The organism is Acidimicrobiales bacterium (assembly GCA_035536915.1).
Classification (GTDB): domain Bacteria; phylum Actinomycetota; class Acidimicrobiia; order Acidimicrobiales; family JAHWLA01; genus JAHWLA01.
On record DATLNE010000006.1, the window covers coordinates 1 to 15,217 of the forward strand.

General features: G+C 72.6%; 13 protein-coding genes. 8 read left to right on the forward strand and 5 right to left on the reverse strand.

Translation table 11 applies throughout. The annotated features are described in order from the left end of the window. Positions 1–39: 39 nt before the first annotated feature. Together cofE and cofD are read right to left on the reverse strand one after the other, a co-directional pair. Complete coding sequence (gene cofE / locus VM938_01685; protein HVF73733.1) at positions 40–714, reverse strand: coenzyme F420-0:L-glutamate ligase; 675 nt, start codon at positions 712–714, stop codon at positions 40–42. Positions 715–725: 11 nt separating this feature from the next. Next, positions 726–1,640 (reverse strand): 2-phospho-L-lactate transferase, encoded by a 915-nt coding sequence (cofD, locus tag VM938_01690; GenBank protein HVF73734.1) that lies wholly within the window; start codon positions 1,638–1,640, stop codon positions 726–728. Positions 1,641–1,674: 34 nt separating this feature from the next. Between cofD and VM938_01695 the strand changes: the two genes are divergently transcribed. The 4 genes from VM938_01695 to VM938_01710 are packed head-to-tail and all read left to right on the forward strand — an operon-like array spanning position 1,675 to position 5,778. Then, on the forward strand, positions 1,675–2,739 hold the full coding sequence (locus tag VM938_01695) for a glycosyltransferase family 1 protein (GenBank protein HVF73735.1): 1,065 nt from the start codon (positions 1,675–1,677) through the stop codon (positions 2,737–2,739). Between the two features lie 5 nt (positions 2,740–2,744). Next, positions 2,745–3,779 carry a glycosyltransferase family 1 protein gene (locus VM938_01700; GenBank protein ID HVF73736.1) on the forward strand — a complete coding sequence of 345 codons (1,035 nt, stop codon included), beginning with the start codon at positions 2,745–2,747 and terminating at the stop codon, positions 3,777–3,779. Further along, positions 3,776–4,888 carry a glycosyltransferase family 1 protein gene (locus VM938_01705; GenBank protein ID HVF73737.1) on the forward strand — a complete coding sequence of 371 codons (1,113 nt, stop codon included), beginning with the start codon at positions 3,776–3,778 and terminating at the stop codon, positions 4,886–4,888. The genes VM938_01700 and VM938_01705 overlap by 4 nt, the downstream gene beginning before the upstream one ends. Positions 4,889–4,899: 11 nt before the next feature. After that, the gene (locus tag VM938_01710) at positions 4,900–5,778 is read left to right on the forward strand and encodes a GDP-mannose 4,6-dehydratase (protein HVF73738.1); all 879 of its coding nucleotides are present in this window, start codon (positions 4,900–4,902) and stop codon (positions 5,776–5,778) included. A 57-nt stretch (positions 5,779–5,835) separates the two neighbouring features. Here VM938_01710 and VM938_01715 read toward each other — a convergent pair whose 3' ends face one another. Next, positions 5,836–6,171, reverse strand: coding sequence for a hypothetical protein (locus tag VM938_01715; protein ID HVF73739.1), 336 nt, complete (start codon positions 6,169–6,171; stop codon positions 5,836–5,838). A 118-nt stretch (positions 6,172–6,289) separates the two neighbouring features. Between VM938_01715 and VM938_01720 the strand changes: the two genes are divergently transcribed. Next, positions 6,290–9,421 (forward strand): glycosyltransferase family 2 protein, encoded by a 3,132-nt coding sequence (locus VM938_01720; GenBank protein HVF73740.1) that lies wholly within the window; start codon positions 6,290–6,292, stop codon positions 9,419–9,421. Further along, entirely contained in the window at positions 9,418–10,836 is a 1,419-nt protein-coding gene (locus VM938_01725; protein ID HVF73741.1) for a DUF5719 family protein, read from the forward strand. The genes VM938_01720 and VM938_01725 overlap by 4 nt, the downstream gene beginning before the upstream one ends. On the opposite strand, the gene VM938_01730 is transcribed toward VM938_01725, so the two are convergent. After that, entirely contained in the window at positions 10,833–12,329 is a 1,497-nt protein-coding gene (locus VM938_01730) for an MFS transporter (protein ID HVF73742.1), read from the reverse strand. The genes VM938_01725 and VM938_01730 overlap by 4 nt on opposite strands. Before the next feature lie 52 nt (positions 12,330–12,381). Between VM938_01730 and VM938_01735 the strand changes: the two genes are divergently transcribed. Continuing rightward, a complete protein-coding gene (locus VM938_01735) occupies positions 12,382–12,840 on the forward strand; it encodes a thioredoxin family protein (GenBank protein HVF73743.1) in 459 nt (152 codons plus the stop codon). A 37-nt stretch (positions 12,841–12,877) separates the two neighbouring features. On the opposite strand, the gene ftsH is transcribed toward VM938_01735, so the two are convergent. Next, positions 12,878–14,788: an ATP-dependent zinc metalloprotease FtsH gene (gene ftsH / locus VM938_01740; GenBank protein ID HVF73744.1), complete on the reverse strand. Its 1,911-nt coding sequence runs from the start codon at positions 14,786–14,788 to the stop codon at positions 12,878–12,880. Positions 14,789–14,979: 191 nt separating this feature from the next. On the opposite strand from ftsH, the gene VM938_01745 reads away from it, so the two are divergent. Further along, positions 14,980–15,216, forward strand: coding sequence for a DUF3499 family protein (locus VM938_01745; GenBank protein ID HVF73745.1), 237 nt, complete (start codon positions 14,980–14,982; stop codon positions 15,214–15,216). Position 15,217: the final 1 nt, after the last annotated feature.

The following is a 15,217-nucleotide window of genomic DNA, read 5'->3' on the forward strand; positions in this document are numbered from 1 at the left end:
CGCGCCGGAAAACGGCGCGATTCCTACGCAACTTCGGGCTCAACGGAACAGGTCTTCGCCGGGGGGGCGCACGATCTCGGCTCGCACCGAGCCCTCGCGCAGCCACGACGGGTCGAGGCCCCGCACGATGGCCACGGGGACGCCGGTCGACTTGCCCATCACCAACTCTGCGGCCGCGGCGATCTCGTCGGCCACCGCCACCTCGGTGACCTGCAGCTCGCGACCCAGCGCATCGTGCGTGCCGCGCAGGTCGACCACCGCGGCCACCCCTGCGCAGCCGATGGCCACATCGGTGACGCCCTTGCGCCACGTGCGCCCGAAGGTGTCCGACACGATCACGCCGACCGACAGCCCCGTGCGGGCCCGCAGCCCGTCGCGGATGCGCCGGGCCGAGCGGTCGGGGTCGAGCGGCAGGAGGGCGGCGTAGCCCGCCTCCACGTTCGACAGGTCGATGCCCGCGTTCGCGCACACGAAGCCGTGTGAGGTCTCGCTGATGACGAGGTCGCCCCGCCGCCGCAGCACCCGCACCGACTCCTGCTCGACCAGCGCCTTGTGCGACAGGGGGTCGTCGGGATCGACGGGCACCAACCGCCCTTCCGCCTTCGACACCACCTTCTGGGTGACGACGACCACGTCGCCCGCTTCCAGCGCGGCGGCGTCGGCGATCAAGGCGGCGAGCACGTCGCCGGGCCGCACCTCGGGCAGCCCGGTCACGGGCAGGACGCTCAGCACAGGACTTGGCGAGCCAGCGCGGCGGCCGCCTCCGGCGACGACATGACCGTGGGGCACACCACGCAGCGCACGCCTTCGGCTTCCACGGCGTCGGCCAACTCGGCGTCCGCGGTGTCGATGACCAAGGTCGCGGCGAACGGCGCGTACAACCGGGCCACGCCCACCACCGAGGGCTCGTGCCCGAGCTCGCGCAGGAGCCGGTCGGCCGGTCCCTTCAAAGCCGCCCCCGCCACGATGGGCGACACCGCCACCACGTCGTGACGCCGCGACGCCACTGCGTGCTCGATGCCGGGCACCGCCAGCACCGGGCCGATCGACACGATGGGGTTCGACGGGCACACCACGATTCGTTCGGCTGCGGCGATGCTCTCCAGGACCCCGGGCGCGGGCCGGGCCGTGTCGGCGCCGGCGAAGCGCACGGCCGCGACGGGCACCGAATGGCGGCGCCCCACGAAGTAGTCCTGGAAGCCGATCTCCTCCTCGTCGACCACCATGCGGGTCTCGACCCGGTCGTCCGACATCGGCAACAGCCGCACCTCCACGCCCCACGCAGCCGCCACCTCGGCCGCCACTGTCGACAGCGTGGCGCCCTCGCGGAGCCGTTGCGTGCGGTACAGGTGGGTGCCCAGGTCGCGGTCGCCCAGCCGGAACCAGCTGATGCCGCCGTAGCGCTCCACGGACGACATGGCGTTCCACGTCTCGTCGACCAGGCCCCACCCCGTCTCGGGGTTGATGGCCCCCGCCAAGGTGTAGGTGACGGTGTCGAGGTCGGGGCTGACGTGGAGCCCGTGCAACACGATGTCGTCGGCCGTGTTGACCACGGCGGTGATCTGCGAGGGCGGGACGACGGCCGACAGCGCTCGCAGCATGCGGGCGGCACCGACGCCACCGGCGAGGGCGACGAGCACGGCGGCAGCGTAGCCGGCCCGTAGGCTCCCTCGGATGCTCAAGGTTGCCGTCGATGCCACGCCGCTGCTGGGGCAGCCCACCGGCGTGGGCACCTTCGTCGACGGCGCGCTGCGAGCGCTCGTGCGCCACGACGACCTCGCCCTGTCCGCCTACGCCTTGTCGTTGCGCGGCCGCACCGACCTGCCCGCCCGGTTGCCGCGCGGCGTGCGTGCCCACACCCGCCGCATGCCTGCAAACGTGCTGCTGCGGGCCTGGGACAAGGCCGACGTGCCGCCTGCGTCGTGGTTCCTCGGCGACGTCGACGTCGTGCACGGCACCAACTTCGCAGTGCCGCCCGCCCCGCACGCCGTGGTCACCGTGCACGACCTCACGCCGTTGCGCTTCCCCGAACTGGCCAACCCCCGCACCGCCGGGTTCCCGGCGTTGGTGCGCCGGGCCGTCGAGCGGGGCGCATGGGTGCACACGCCGTCGCGTTTCGTGGCTGCCGAGGTGGTCGACGCCTTCGGCGCCGATCCCGAGCGAGTGGTGGCCGTGCACCACGGCCTTCCCCCGGTCGAGGAAGGCGGCCCCCCCGTGGTCGACGGGCCCTACGTGCTCGCCCTCGGCACTGTCGAGCCGCGCAAAGACCTGCCGTCGTTGGTCCGTGCCTTCTCGGCGCTGGCCGAGCTCCACCCCGGCCTGCAACTGGTGGTGGCCGGCCCCGACGGGTGGGGTGCCGACCCCCTCCCCCCGAGCGACCGCATCCATCGCATCGGCTGGGTCGACACGGCGGCAAAGTCGTCGTTGCTGCGCCACGCCGCCGTGTACGCCTACCCATCGCGCTACGAAGGCTTCGGGTTCCCGCCGTTGGAAGCCATGGCTGTGGGCGTGCCCGTCGTCGCCACCACCGCGGGGGCGTTGCCCGAAGTGCTGGGCGACGGAGCCCTCTTGGTCGAGCCGGGCGACAGCGACGCCCTGGCCGAGGCCATCGAGCGGGCGGTGACCGACGAGGTGGTGCGCAGCGGGTTGATCGAGCGCGGACGCCGCCAGGCCGCCACATTCGACTGGGCCGACTGCGCCGCCGGGTTGGCTTCGTTGTACCGGCGCGCTGCAGGGTGAGCGCCGTGCGTGTCCTGCTCGTGGCCCAGCAGTTGCGCCGGGCCGTGCCCGGCGGCATCGGCACGTACGTGCGCGGGCTCGTGCAGGGGCTGGGCGACGAGGTCGACCTCACGCTGTTGGCGGGCGGCGACGGCCTCGGTCCGCCGGTGGTCGACTCCCACCTGCCCGGCAAGCTGCTGACCCGGGCGTGGGACGCGGGCCTGGTGAAAGCGCCGCCGGGCTACGACGTGGTGCACGCCGCCGCCCTCGCCACCCCCGCCGCCTCCCCGCTGGTGGTGGCCGTGCACGACCTGGCGTGGCGCATGCTGCCGGACGCCTTCCCGCGGCGGGGCCGCGCCTGGCACGAAGCGGCGCTGCGTCGGGCCGTCGCCCGCGGGGCTCGGTTCGTGGTGCCCACCACGGCGACGGCCGACGCCCTGACAGCCGATGTCGCCGCGGCGCGCATCGACGTGCTCGACCCCATGTACGGCTGCGACCACCTCCCCCCGGCCGACACCGCGGCGGCCACCGAACTGCTGCACCGCCTCGGTGTCGAGGGCCCCTACCTTCTGACGGTTGCCACCCTCGAGCCCCGCAAGAACCTGCCCCGCCTGCTGGAGGCTTTCGCTCGCGCCCGGCCCCTGTTGCCCGACCCGTGGCCCCTCGTCGTCGTCGGCCCGCCCGGCTGGGGCGAGCAGGTGAAGCCGCCGCCCGGCGTCGTGCTCACCGGTGCCGTGCCGCCTGCCACCCTGGCGGCCGTCTACGCGGGAGCCCGGTGCATGGCCTACGTCCCCCTCCTGGAAGGCTGGGGCCTGCCCGCCGTCGAGGCCATGGCCGCCTGCACGCCGGTGGTCGCCAGCCCGTTGCCCAGCACCGGCGGTGCCGTCGTCGAGGTCGACCCCTACGACCCGGCATCGATCGCCGCGGGACTGGTGGTCGCCGCGAGCGACGAACGCCGCCGCGCCGAGCTCGTCACCGCAGGCCTGCTGCGAGCGGCCGAACTCACGTGGGAAGCCGCGGCGCGTGCCCATGTCGCCGTGTGGGAAGGAGCAGCGGCATGACCGTGCTGCGGCTTTCCCTCGATGTCACTGCGGTGCCGCCCAAGCCCGCGGGCGCGGGCCGCTACACCATCGACTTGGCCACCGCCTTGGCGGCCCGCACCGACGTGGCCGTCACCTTCGTGGCCCGCCGCGACGACAACGAGCGCTGGGCCGCGTTCGGCCATGCAGTCGAGCCCGTAGCCCCCTCGCGCCGCCCGACCCGGTTGGCATGGGAGCAGGTGCGACTGCCGAGCATCCTCGGCAAGCTCGGCCTCGACGTCCACCACAGCCCGCACTACACGATGCCCGAGCGGTCCTCGCTCCCGAAGGTCGTGACCATCCACGACCTCACCTTCTTCGACCATCCCGAATGGCACGAGCGCACCAAGGTCCCCTTCTTCCGCCGGGCCATCCGGGTGGCCGCCCGCCACGCCGATGCCATCGTGTGCGTGAGCTGCACCACCGCCGACCTGCTCCACGCCCGTTGCTCCCCGCTGGCGCCCGTGCACGTCGTGCCCCACGGCGTCGACGTCGACCGGTTCACGGCCCTGCCCCTCGACACCGACGAGGCCCACTTGGCCGAGCTCGGCGTGCGGCCGCCCTACGTCCTGTTCGTGGGCACCATCGAACCCCGCAAGGACGTGCCCACGTTGGTCAAGGCCTTCGACCGCATGGCCGGTGCCCACAGCGACGTCTCCTTGGTGTTGGCGGGCGGCGAGGGGTGGGGGACAGCGCCGGTGGAGACAGCCATCGCGGCCGCTCGCCACCGGGGCCGAATCGTGCGCACCGGCTACGTCAGCGACGACGCCGTGCCCGCCCTGCTGCGCCACGCGACGGCCGTGGCCTACCCGGCGTTGGAGGAGGGCTTCGGCCTGCCCGCACTGGAAGCGCTGGCGTGCGGGGCGCCGTTGGTGACGACCAGCGGCACGGCCATGGAGGAGGTGGCGGGCGCTGCCGCCCTGCTGGTCGAGCCCGGTGACCTCGACGGGTTGGCAGGCGCGCTCGACATGCTCGTGCGCGGCGACGTCGGCCTCGACGCCCGCCGCCGACGCGGCCTGGAGATCGCGGCGCGCCACACGTGGGCGGCCAGCGCCGAAGGCCACGTCGAGGCCTACCGGACGCTCTTGTAGCGTTCGCCGCCGTGCGCGCGTTCGTCACCGGAGGGCACGGCTTCGTGGGGCGATGGTTGCGCGCCCACCTGGAGGCCGAAGGCGACGAGGTAGTCGCACCCGACGCCGAGGATCTCGACGTCACCGACCTGCCCGCGGTGGCCGAGTACATGGCCGATGCCCGACCCGACGCGGTGTACCACTTGGCCGGACTGGCATCCGTGGCCGAGTCGTGGAAGCGCCCCGACGCGGCGTTGGCGGTCAATGCGGGCGGCACCCTCGCCGTGCTCGAAGCCGCTCGCGCCCTCGACGCGCCCCCGCGCGTGCTGCTGGTGAGCTCAGCCGAGGTCTACGGCGCGGTGGGCGCCGACGCCGTGACCGAGGATGCGCCGCTGCGTCCCGTCACGCCGTACGCGGCGAGCAAGGTGGCGGCCGAGTACCTCGGCCTGCAGGCGTTCCTGGGCAGCGGCGTGCCCGTGGTGCGGGCGCGGCCGTTCAACCATGTAGGGCCGGGCCAGTCGCCGGGGTTCGTCGTGGCCGCGCTGGCCAAGCGCATCGCCGAAGCCGCTCGTACCGGCGCCACCACGTTGGCCGTGGGCAACCTCACGCCCCGGCGCGACTTCACCGACGTGCGCGACGTGGTGCGCGCCTACCGGCTGCTGGTCGAGCGGGGCGAGCCCGGCGAGGCCTACAACGTGTGCTCGGGCCGAGACGTCATGGTGGCCGACCTGGTCGAGCAGATGACCACGATCGCAGGCGTCACGCTGCGACTGGAGGCCGACCCCGAATTGGTGCGGCCGGTCGACGTCCCGGTCATGCGGGGGGACGCGTCGCGCCTGCACGCGTTGACGGGCTGGCAGCCCGAGATCCCGATCGAACAGACGCTGGCCGACGTCTTGGCCGAAGCCTGAACGCGACACGAGGCCGCCCGGGGGGAGGGCGGCCTCGTGTGTGGGGGGAACTGGGAACTAGACGGCTGCGGGTGCGGTGCTGCCCAGGGCGGCCTTGGCCGCCTGACGGGCCTGCTGCACGAAGCCCTTGGCCTGCTCGGGGAGCCGGCCTTCGAGCTCGTCGAGCATCGGCTCGATGCGCTGCTGGAGGTCGGTGACCACGGGCTCCACGCGGCCTGCGAGGTCGCGCAGCTTGGCGCCGTACTCCTCGACCTGGGCGTTGAGCTCCTGCTGGCGGCCGGCGAGGTCCTTGCGCAGCTCCTGGCGGCGCACTTGCGCCTTCTGGAAGCCGATGACGCCGAAGCCGACGGCGACGTAGGCCGCGTCCTTCAGGGTCTGGGTCACATCTGCCATTGCGGGGGTTCTCCTCAGGGGTCGTCCTGTCTGCTAGCTACAATAGCGGTAACTGCTAACAGTTGCAAGCACTTTGTTCGACGGGTGTCGCAGGGGTCCGACTACCCTCGCCTCCCTGATGAGCACCGAGCCCCAGGCGGTGGCGCCCCCGGTCGTCGCCGTCGTCGTCACCTCCGACGCGGGGCCGTGGTTGGAGGAGGCACTGGCCGCCGTCGGCGCCCAGGACTACCCCAACCTGTCGGTGTTGGTGGTCGACGACGGTAGCGCTCAAGACCCCACCGCCCGGGTGGCGGCCGTGCTCCCTAACGCCTATGTGCGGCGGCTGCCCGAGAGCCGGGGCTTCGCCGGGGCGGCCAACGAGGTGCTCCACGTGGTGGAGGGCGCATCGCACTTCCTGTTCTGCCACGACGACGTGGCCCCCGACCCCGATGCCGTGCGGCTGCTGGTGGAGGAGGCCTACCGCTCCAACGCCGGCGTGGTGGCCCCCAAGTTCGTGGCCTGGGACGCCCCGGAACGCCTGCTGCAGGTGGGCGCCAGCATCGACAAGAGCGGCGCCCCGTCGCTGCCGGTGGAGCCGGGCGAGCTCGACCAGGAACAGCACGACGCCGTGCGCGACGTGTTCGTGGCGCCCGGCGGCTGCACGCTGGTGCGGGCCGACCTCTTCGCCAGCCTCGGCGGGTTCGACGAGGTCATGCGGCTCTACGGCGAGGACCTCGACCTGTCGTGGCGAGCGCAGATCGCAGGGGCCCGGGTGATTGTGGCGCCCGGGGCGCGGGTGCGGCACCTGGAGGCGATGTCGAGCGGGCGCCGCGACGGCGGCGACTTGGAGGCCTTGCGCCGCCGGGTGCGCCCCTTGCAACTGCGCCACCGCTTGCGGGCCGTGCTCAAGAACTACAGCGCCTTTCACCTGCTTCGCGTACTGCCGCAGGCCGCGCTGCTGGCCACCGTCGAGGCGGTCTACGGCCTGCTCACCGGACGACGGGCCACCTCGCGCGACATCGTGGGCGCCTGGGCGTGGAACTTCTCCCGCACCTCGCGTCGCCAGCTGCGGACGGCTCGCCGCGAGGTGAAGCGGTCGCGGCTGCTGTCCGACGGCGAGGTGCGGCGCCTGCAGGCCCGCGGCAGCGCCCGCATGAACGCCTTCGTCCGCGGGCAGTTGGCGGCCGACGGCCGACTGGGCAAACGCGGCCCGGTGCTGCCGTCGGCCGGGCGCACGTGGGCGGCCGAGCGGGTGCCGATCATCCTGCTCACGACCGCGACCCTCGCCGTGCTCATCGGCAGCCGCGAGCTGCTCAGCGGACGCATGTCACAGGTGGGGGAGTTCACCGCTTTCCCCGAGAACCCGTGGCCGTTGTTGCGGGCCTTCCTCTCCGAGTGGCGCTCGGCCGGGCTGGGGTCGGCCTCGCCCGCGCCGCCTGCGTTCGCCTTCCTCGGGCTGGCGGGTTCGGTGCTGCTGGGCGGCATGGGGCTGCTGCAGAAGCTGCTCACCGTGGGGATGCTGCCCCTGGGCTTGGTGGGCGCCTACGTGTTGACCAAGCCGCTCGGCGTCCGCCGGGCGCGGCTGGCTGCCGTGCTCGTCTACGCGGCCGTGCCGCTGCCGTACAACGCGCTGGCGCGCGGCCAGTGGAGCGGGTTGCTCGTCTACGGCGCGCTGCCGTGGATCGTCGTGCGCCTGTTGCGGGTGGCGGGCATCGAGCCCTTCGGCGGGGGCGACCTGCGCCGGGAGATCCTGCCCCTCGGCGTCATGCTCGCCCTGCTCACTGCGCTGTTCCCGGCGGCGCCGCTGGTGGTGTTGTTGTTCTGCCTCGCCCTCGTGGTCGCATGCGTGGTGGGTGGCGGCGTGGGCGGCGCCGTGCGCACCGTCGGGCTGACCCTCGCAGCCTCGGGGCTGGCGGCCGCCTTGTTGTTCCCGTGGTCGCTCGACTTCGTGCTGCCGGGCTCGCAGTGGGCCGCCTTTGCCGGCGTCGACCCACCCGCAGCGCGCGCCGCCGGGTTCGGCGACCTGTTGCGCTTCGAGACCGGGCCGCTGGGCGCCGCCCCGTTGGGGTGGGCCTTCCTGGTGTCGGCTTTCCTCCCCTTGTTGATCGGCCGGGAGTGGCGGCTGCGGTGGGCGGCCCGGGCCTGGCTGGTCGCCGTCGTGTGCTGGGGGGTGACGTGGGCGGCGGGCCGCGACTGGATCCCGGTGCCGTTGCCGGGGGCGCATGCCTTGCTCGTGCCCGCTGCGCTGGCATTGGCGCTGAGCACCGCCCTGGGCGTGGCCGCCTTCGAGATCGACCTGCCCCGGTACCGGTTCGGGTGGCGCCAGGCGGCGTCGCTGGTGGCGGCGGGCGCCGTGCTGGCGGGCGGGCTGCCGATCATGGGGGCGGCGGTCGACGGCCGGTGGCACCAAGCGGGCAACGACTACGCGGGCTTGTTGTCGTGGATGGCCGACCAGCGGGGCGAGGGCGACTTCCGGGTGCTGTGGCTGGGCGACCCCGAGGCGCTGCCATTGGCAGGGTGGGAACTGCGGGAGGGCGCGGCGTACGCCGTCTCCCAGAGCGGCGCCCCTTCGTTGACCGATCGATGGCCGACGGCCTCGCCGGGCTCGACGGCGTTGGTGGCCGACGCCCTCGACCTCGCCCTCGACGGCGACACCACCAAGGTCGGCCACCTGTTGGCGCCCACCGCGGTGCGCTACGTGGTGGTGCCGTCGAAGGCATCGCCCGTCGACCGTCGTACCCGCGACCTGCCGCCCGCGCCGGGCTTGGTCGCCGCCCTCGACGCCCAGGTCGACCTGCGCCAGATGGAGAGCGACGAGTCGATCCGGCTATACGAGAACGCGTCGTGGTTGCCCGCCCGGGCCGCGCTGGGCAACGCCGCCGTGGATGCCAGCCGCTCGCGCGACGCCGACTCGCTGCGCACCGCCGACTTCGCCGGGTCGACGCCCGTCCTCGAGCGGCGCCGGTCGGAGACGCGTTTCCAAGGTGACGTGCCCGCTGGGTCCGAGGTGTACCTGTCGGCGGGGTCGTCGTCGCGTTGGGAGTTGCGAGTGCGCGGCGAGCGCGCCGAGCGACGCACGGCGTTCGGCTGGGCTAACGCCTTCACCGTCGACGAAGGCGGCTCGGCGACGTTGCGGTACCGCACCTCGCCGCTGCGGTGGGCGGCGGTGGCCATCCAGGTGGCCTTGTGGGTGGTTGCCGTACGGGCCTTGTGGGCGCGGCGGCCCCGGCGGGGTCGCAAGGCGGCTCACTTGGAAGGCAGGACGGCATGAGGCGTTTCCCCGTCATCGGCCTCATCGTGGCGCTGGTGGCGGCGGGCATCGTCGTCGACCGCTTGGTCGACCGGCCTGCACCCGAACCGGTGTCGGAGGTGTCGGCGTCGGGGACGCCCACCGCGGCGGGCGCGTCTGCGCTGTCGTCGACCTGGTACTGCGCGGGCGGCGCATCCAACCCGGCCAGCCCCTACAACGGTGGCCTCACGGTGGCCAACCCCACCGACCGCGACGTGACGGGCACGGTCAGCATCGTTTCCGACCAAGGGGCGACAGCGTCCGTGCCCATCACCGTGAAGGCATCGGCCGCGGTGACCCTCGAATACGGCCAGTCGATGGCCCCTGCCTACGTCGCCGCCACCGTCGACCTCGACAGCGGCCAAGTGGTGGTGGAGCACTGGGTCGCCTCGGCGGCCGGACGCTCGGTGGCCCCGTGTGCGTCGCGGGCGTCGACGTCGTGGTTCTTCGCCGACGGCGCCACCGCTCGCGATGCGCAGCTGCTGCTGGCCCTCTACAACCCGTTCCCCGAAGACGCCATCGCCGACCTGTCGTTCGCCACCAACGAGGGACGGGCGGCGCCGGCCGACTTCCAGGGGATCGTGGTGCCCGCCGGTCGAGTGGTGGTGCGCGACATCGGTGAGCACGTGCGCCGCCGCGACACAGTGGCGACCGAGGTGCGGTTGCGAAGCGGGCGGCTGGTGGCCGACCAACTGCTCAACCGCACCGCGCCCGGCCAGGCCGGCGTGGCGCTGCGGCTCGGGGCGTCGGCTCCCGCCTTGGAGTGGTACTTCCCCGACGGCTACTACACCGACGGCATCGTCGAGGAGTACGCCGTGTTCAATCCCACCGACGCCGAGGCGCTGGTCGACGTGGAGGTCACGCTCGACGAAGGCGCGGCCGAGCCGTTCGAGCTGACGGTGCCGCCCCACGGCCGCGTCAGCGTCACAGCCCACGCGGAGGAGCGGCTGCCCAAGAACGTGGGGCGCGCCGTCGTCGTGCGGTCGGTGAACAACGTGCCGGTGGTGGCGGAACGGTCGGTGGCGGCGGCCGCGCCCGCGCCCCGGAGCGGACGCAGCGGCCTGCTGGGCGCCACCCGGACGGCGCGGGTGTGGGCGTTCGCCTACGGGGCGGCCACGCCGACGTCGGACGAGTGGATCATCGTGTTCAACCCGAGCGACCGGGAGACGACGGTGTCGATCACGGCGTTGGCGGACGGGCGCATGCTGCCGGTCGAGGGGTTGCAGGGCGTCATCATCGCCCCGGGCCGGCGCCAGGGCTTCCGGCTCAACGAGCACGTGCAGCGGCCCGCGCTGCCGTTGGTGGTGCGGTCGTCGGAGCGGGTCGTCGTGCAACGCGACGTATTCACCGTGGGCGGCCCCGGCATCGCCGACGCCATGGGCATCCCGCTCGACTAACGGTCCCGGTCGCGCTCCCGAGCCTGTTCGGCCTGCTGTTCCTGCATGGCCTTGAGGATGGCTTCGAAGATCTTGGCGGCGTCGGCGTCGAGGTGGTCGCGGGCACGCAGCAGCATGAGGCCGCCGAGGTAGACGGGCGGCGTGACGATGAGGAACGCCGTGCGCAGGTTGTCGTCGAAGGCGCCCGACAGGGCGAACACGACGAGGGGCGCGGCGGCTTGGCCGAAGACCACCGACGCCAGGTTGAAGAAACCGAACCCGGCGCCCCGCAGGTTGGCGGGCACGGCGTCCGACAGGCCGGCGCGCAGGGCGGGCACGGCGAGGGCGACCACGAAGAAGCCGAGCACCTGGAGGGTGAACACCGCGGGCGTGGGCAGGTGCAGCCACGACAGGGTGAACAAGCTCATGCCGACGAGGATGCAGTAGGCGGGGATGGCCATGCGGGCGCCGCGGATGCGGGTGGCGTAGCGGTCGGCCACTCGTCCGCCGAGGATGACGCCGGGTGCGCCGCCCATGATCACCAGCGCCCCCACGAGGACTTCGGCCAGCCCCTTTTCGATGTCGAGCTCGCGCTCGTAGAACTGGGGCAGGGCGGCGCCCAATGCGGTCACCGTGAACAGCAGGGCCGACACGCCGACGAGGGCGTAGCGCATGGTGGGGATGGCCAGGATGGTGCGGGCGTCGGCCCGCAGGCCCTCGACCAGCTTGCGCATGAACGTGCCGAAGCCGTCCTCGAACAGCGGGACCTTCTCGTCTTCGCCGTCCTCGTCGGCCGAGGCCAGGCCGAGGTGCAGGCGGTCGGCGTGGCCCCGGCGAGGCTCGCGGAGCCGGTAGACGGCGAAGGCGATGAGCACGCCGGGTGAACCCACGATGACGAAGGCCCACCGCCAGCCGAGGGTGGCGCCCACCACCCCGCCCAAGCCGACGCCGAGGCCGAAGCCGACGAAGAGCAGCACCTGCTGGACGGAGAACGCCAGCCCCCGTTTCTCAGCGGGGTAGTAGTCGGCCAGCAGGCTGGCGCACGAGGGCTCGGTGATGGCCTGGCCGAAGCCCAAGGCGCCGCGGATGGCCACCAAGCTGGCGAAGTTGGGGGCCGCCGCGGTGAGGGCGGTGATGCCCGACCAGCCCACCACGGTGTGGCCGATGGTGCGGGTGCGGTTCCAGCGGTCGGCCAGGTAGCCGGCAGGGACGGTGATGAGGCCGTTCACCAACACGAAGGCCGACAGCAGCAGGCCGATGGCCGCGTCACCGACGCCGAACTCCTCCTTGAGCGGCGTGACCACGCCCCGGACGATGTTCTGGTCGACCTGGTCGATCATGATGACGAGGCCGAGCACCCACATGGGCACGTTCGACACCTGGGCGGCCGCGGCCGCCGGCGCTGCTGCAGGCGGTGCGGCCGTCACCGGCTCGGCGGGGGCCAACGGTGCCAGCGGCGCTGCGGGCCCGACGGCCGCCGGCTGCTCGTCGCCCTCGGTCGTCTCGTCGTCCATCCGGCAGTTTGTAGCTCATCTGGGGCCGGGGCTGACAGAGTGGGCGCTCGCCATGGACCGCCTGCTCCTCGTCGCCGCCCTCGTCGTGGCCGCCGTCGTGGTGGCCCAGGTCCTGCAACGGCGCCGCCCCGAGCCGCCGACGCAGGGCCGCTGGCAGGTGCCCACCCAGCTTGATCGAGCCGACTTCGACGGCGCCGACCGGCCGTGGCTGGTGGTGGTCTTCACCTCCACGACGTGCGAGTCGTGCGCCAAAGCGGTGGAGAAGGCGTCGGCCCTGGAGAGCCCCGAGGTCGCCTTCCAGGCGGTGCCTTACCAAGAGCGCAAGGACCTGCACCAGCGCTACGCCGTCGAGGTGGTGCCCGCCATCCTGGCCGTCGACCCCGACGGCGTGGTGCAGGCCTCGTTCGTCGGCACGCCAACGGCTACCGACCTGTGGGCCGCCGTGGCCGAAGCCCGCAACCCCGGCTCCAGCCCCGAGCCCGACCTCGGCCGCCCGCCCGAGCTGCAGTGAGCCCCAACGCCCGCTGAGCGGGCGCAACGGCTAAGGACTACCGGTGTGGCTCGATGACCGTGGTGTCGTCGGCCACCGGGCCGGTGGCGAATGTCGGCACCTCGCTGCCCTTGTTGCCGTTGGGGTGCACGGGCCGGCCGAAGGCGTCGTCGACCAAGCGCCCCACCTCGGCCCCGTCGATGGTCTCGTGCTCCAACAGTGCCCGCGCCACCGCCTCCAACCCCTTGCGGTGCTTGCGCAGCTCGACCATGGCCCGCTCCTCCTGCGCCCGCAGGATGTGCTCGACCTCTTCGTCGATGGCGTGCTGGGTCACGTCGGAGTAGTCGCGCGAGTGCATGAGGTCCTCGCCCAGGAACACCATGCCCGCCGCGCCCCACGCCATCGGCCCGATGCGGTCGGACATGCCCCACTCCCGCACCATCTTGCGGGCCAGCTCGGTGTTGCCCACTAAGTCGTTGTTGGCGCCGGTCGACAACGTGCCGTAGATGATGAGCTCGGCCACCCGGCCGCCCATGCGCACCGCCAACGAGTCCTCGATGTACTCCCGGGGATAGATGTGGCGCTCCTCCATGGGCAACTGCTGGGTGACGCCCAGTGCCATGCCCGTGGGCAGGATCGTGACCTTGTGCACAGGATCGGCGTTGGGCAGCACGTAGGCCAGCACGGCGTGGCCGCCCTCGTGGTAGGCGACCCGCTCCTTCTCGCCCTCCGACAGGGCCAGCGACTCGCGCCGCTGCCCCATGATTACCCGGTCGCGGGCGGCCTCGAAGTCCTCCATGTGCACGGCGTCGGAACCCCGCCGCACCGCGTGCAGGGCGGCCTCGTTCACCAGGTTGGCCAGGTCGGCTCCGCTCATGCCCGGCGTGCCCCGGGCCACCAGTGTGAGGTCGACGTCAGGGCCGATGCGCTTGTCGCGGCAGTGCACCCGCAGGATCGGCAGCCGTTCCTCCAGGTCGGGCAACGGCACCACGATCTGGCGGTCGAAGCGCCCGGGCCGCAGCAACGCAGGGTCGAGGATGTCGGGCCGGTTGGTGGCCGCCATCATCACGATGCCTTCGGTGGTCTCGAAGCCGTCCATCTCCGAGAGCATCTGGTTGAGCGTCTGCTCCCGCTCGTCGTGGCCGCCGCCCAAGCCGGCGCCCCGCTTGCGCCCGATGGAGTCGATCTCGTCGACGAAGATGATGGCGGGCGCCTGCTTACGGGCGGTCTGGAACAGGTCGCGCACCCGCGACGCGCCCACGCCCACGAACATCTCCATGAAGTCGGAGCCGGTGACCGACATGAACGGCACGCCCGCCTCGCCTGCCACCGCCCGGGCCAGCAGGGTCTTGCCCGTGCCCGGCGGGCCGACCAGCAGCACGCCCTTGGGGATGCGGGCGCCGATCTCCTTGAAGCGCCCGGGCGACTTCAGGAAGTCGACGACCTCGCGGATCTCCTGCTTCACCCCGTCGTAGCCCGCCACGTCGTTGAACGTCGTCTTGGGCCGCTCCGTCGTGTACACCTTGGCCTTCGATCGCCCGATCGACATGAGGCCACTCATCTGGCCCTGCGCCCGCCGGCTCATCCACACCCAGAACCCGATGAGTAGGCCGATGGGCAGCAGGTAGGGGAGCAGCGCCCCCAGGATCGACGGTGTGGTGCGCTCGAACTCGAGCTTGTCGACCTTCTCCCGCAGCACCACCTCGACCCCGTCGGGCAGCGGGACCGGCCCGTTCACGGCGAAGCGGGTGCCGTCACGAAGTTCGCCGGTGATGCGCCCGCTGTCGTTGTTGACCGTGGCCTTGGCCACCCGCCCCTCGCCTGCCGTGCGGATGAGCTCGTTGTAGGTCATCTCGCTGCGGGGCTTGGGGTTGAACAGCGAGGGCAGCACCAAGACGCCGACGACCAGCACGAACAGGGCGATCATGGCCCACCGCCAGTTCTGCTCCTGGCCGGGTTGACCGGGCACCCGAGGACGCTCGGGGCGTTCCGGTCGAAAATCGGAGGGCTGACGGCTCATAGAACCCATGCTATGCCCCGGGTGTGACAAGTAAGACCCCGGGGGCGGACTGAAAATCACAACACCGCCTTGGGCGACGCGCTGTTGCACAAGACGGCAATCCACCACTTGTGGCGCACGCCTGGGTACCGTGGCCGCCTATGGACCGCACTCGCCATTGCGCCCGGCCCGGTTGCGGTGATCCGGCGTCGGCGATCATGACTTACGGCTACGCGAGCCGCACCGTGTGGCTCCACAGCCCGGGCGAAGAGCCCGATCCCACCGCGGCCTGGGGCCTGTGCAGCACGCACTCCGACAACCTGCGCGTGCCCATGGGCTGGGCGCTGGTCGACGAGCGCACCCCCATCATCCAACTGCGCCCGCAGATCGCCGTCTGAG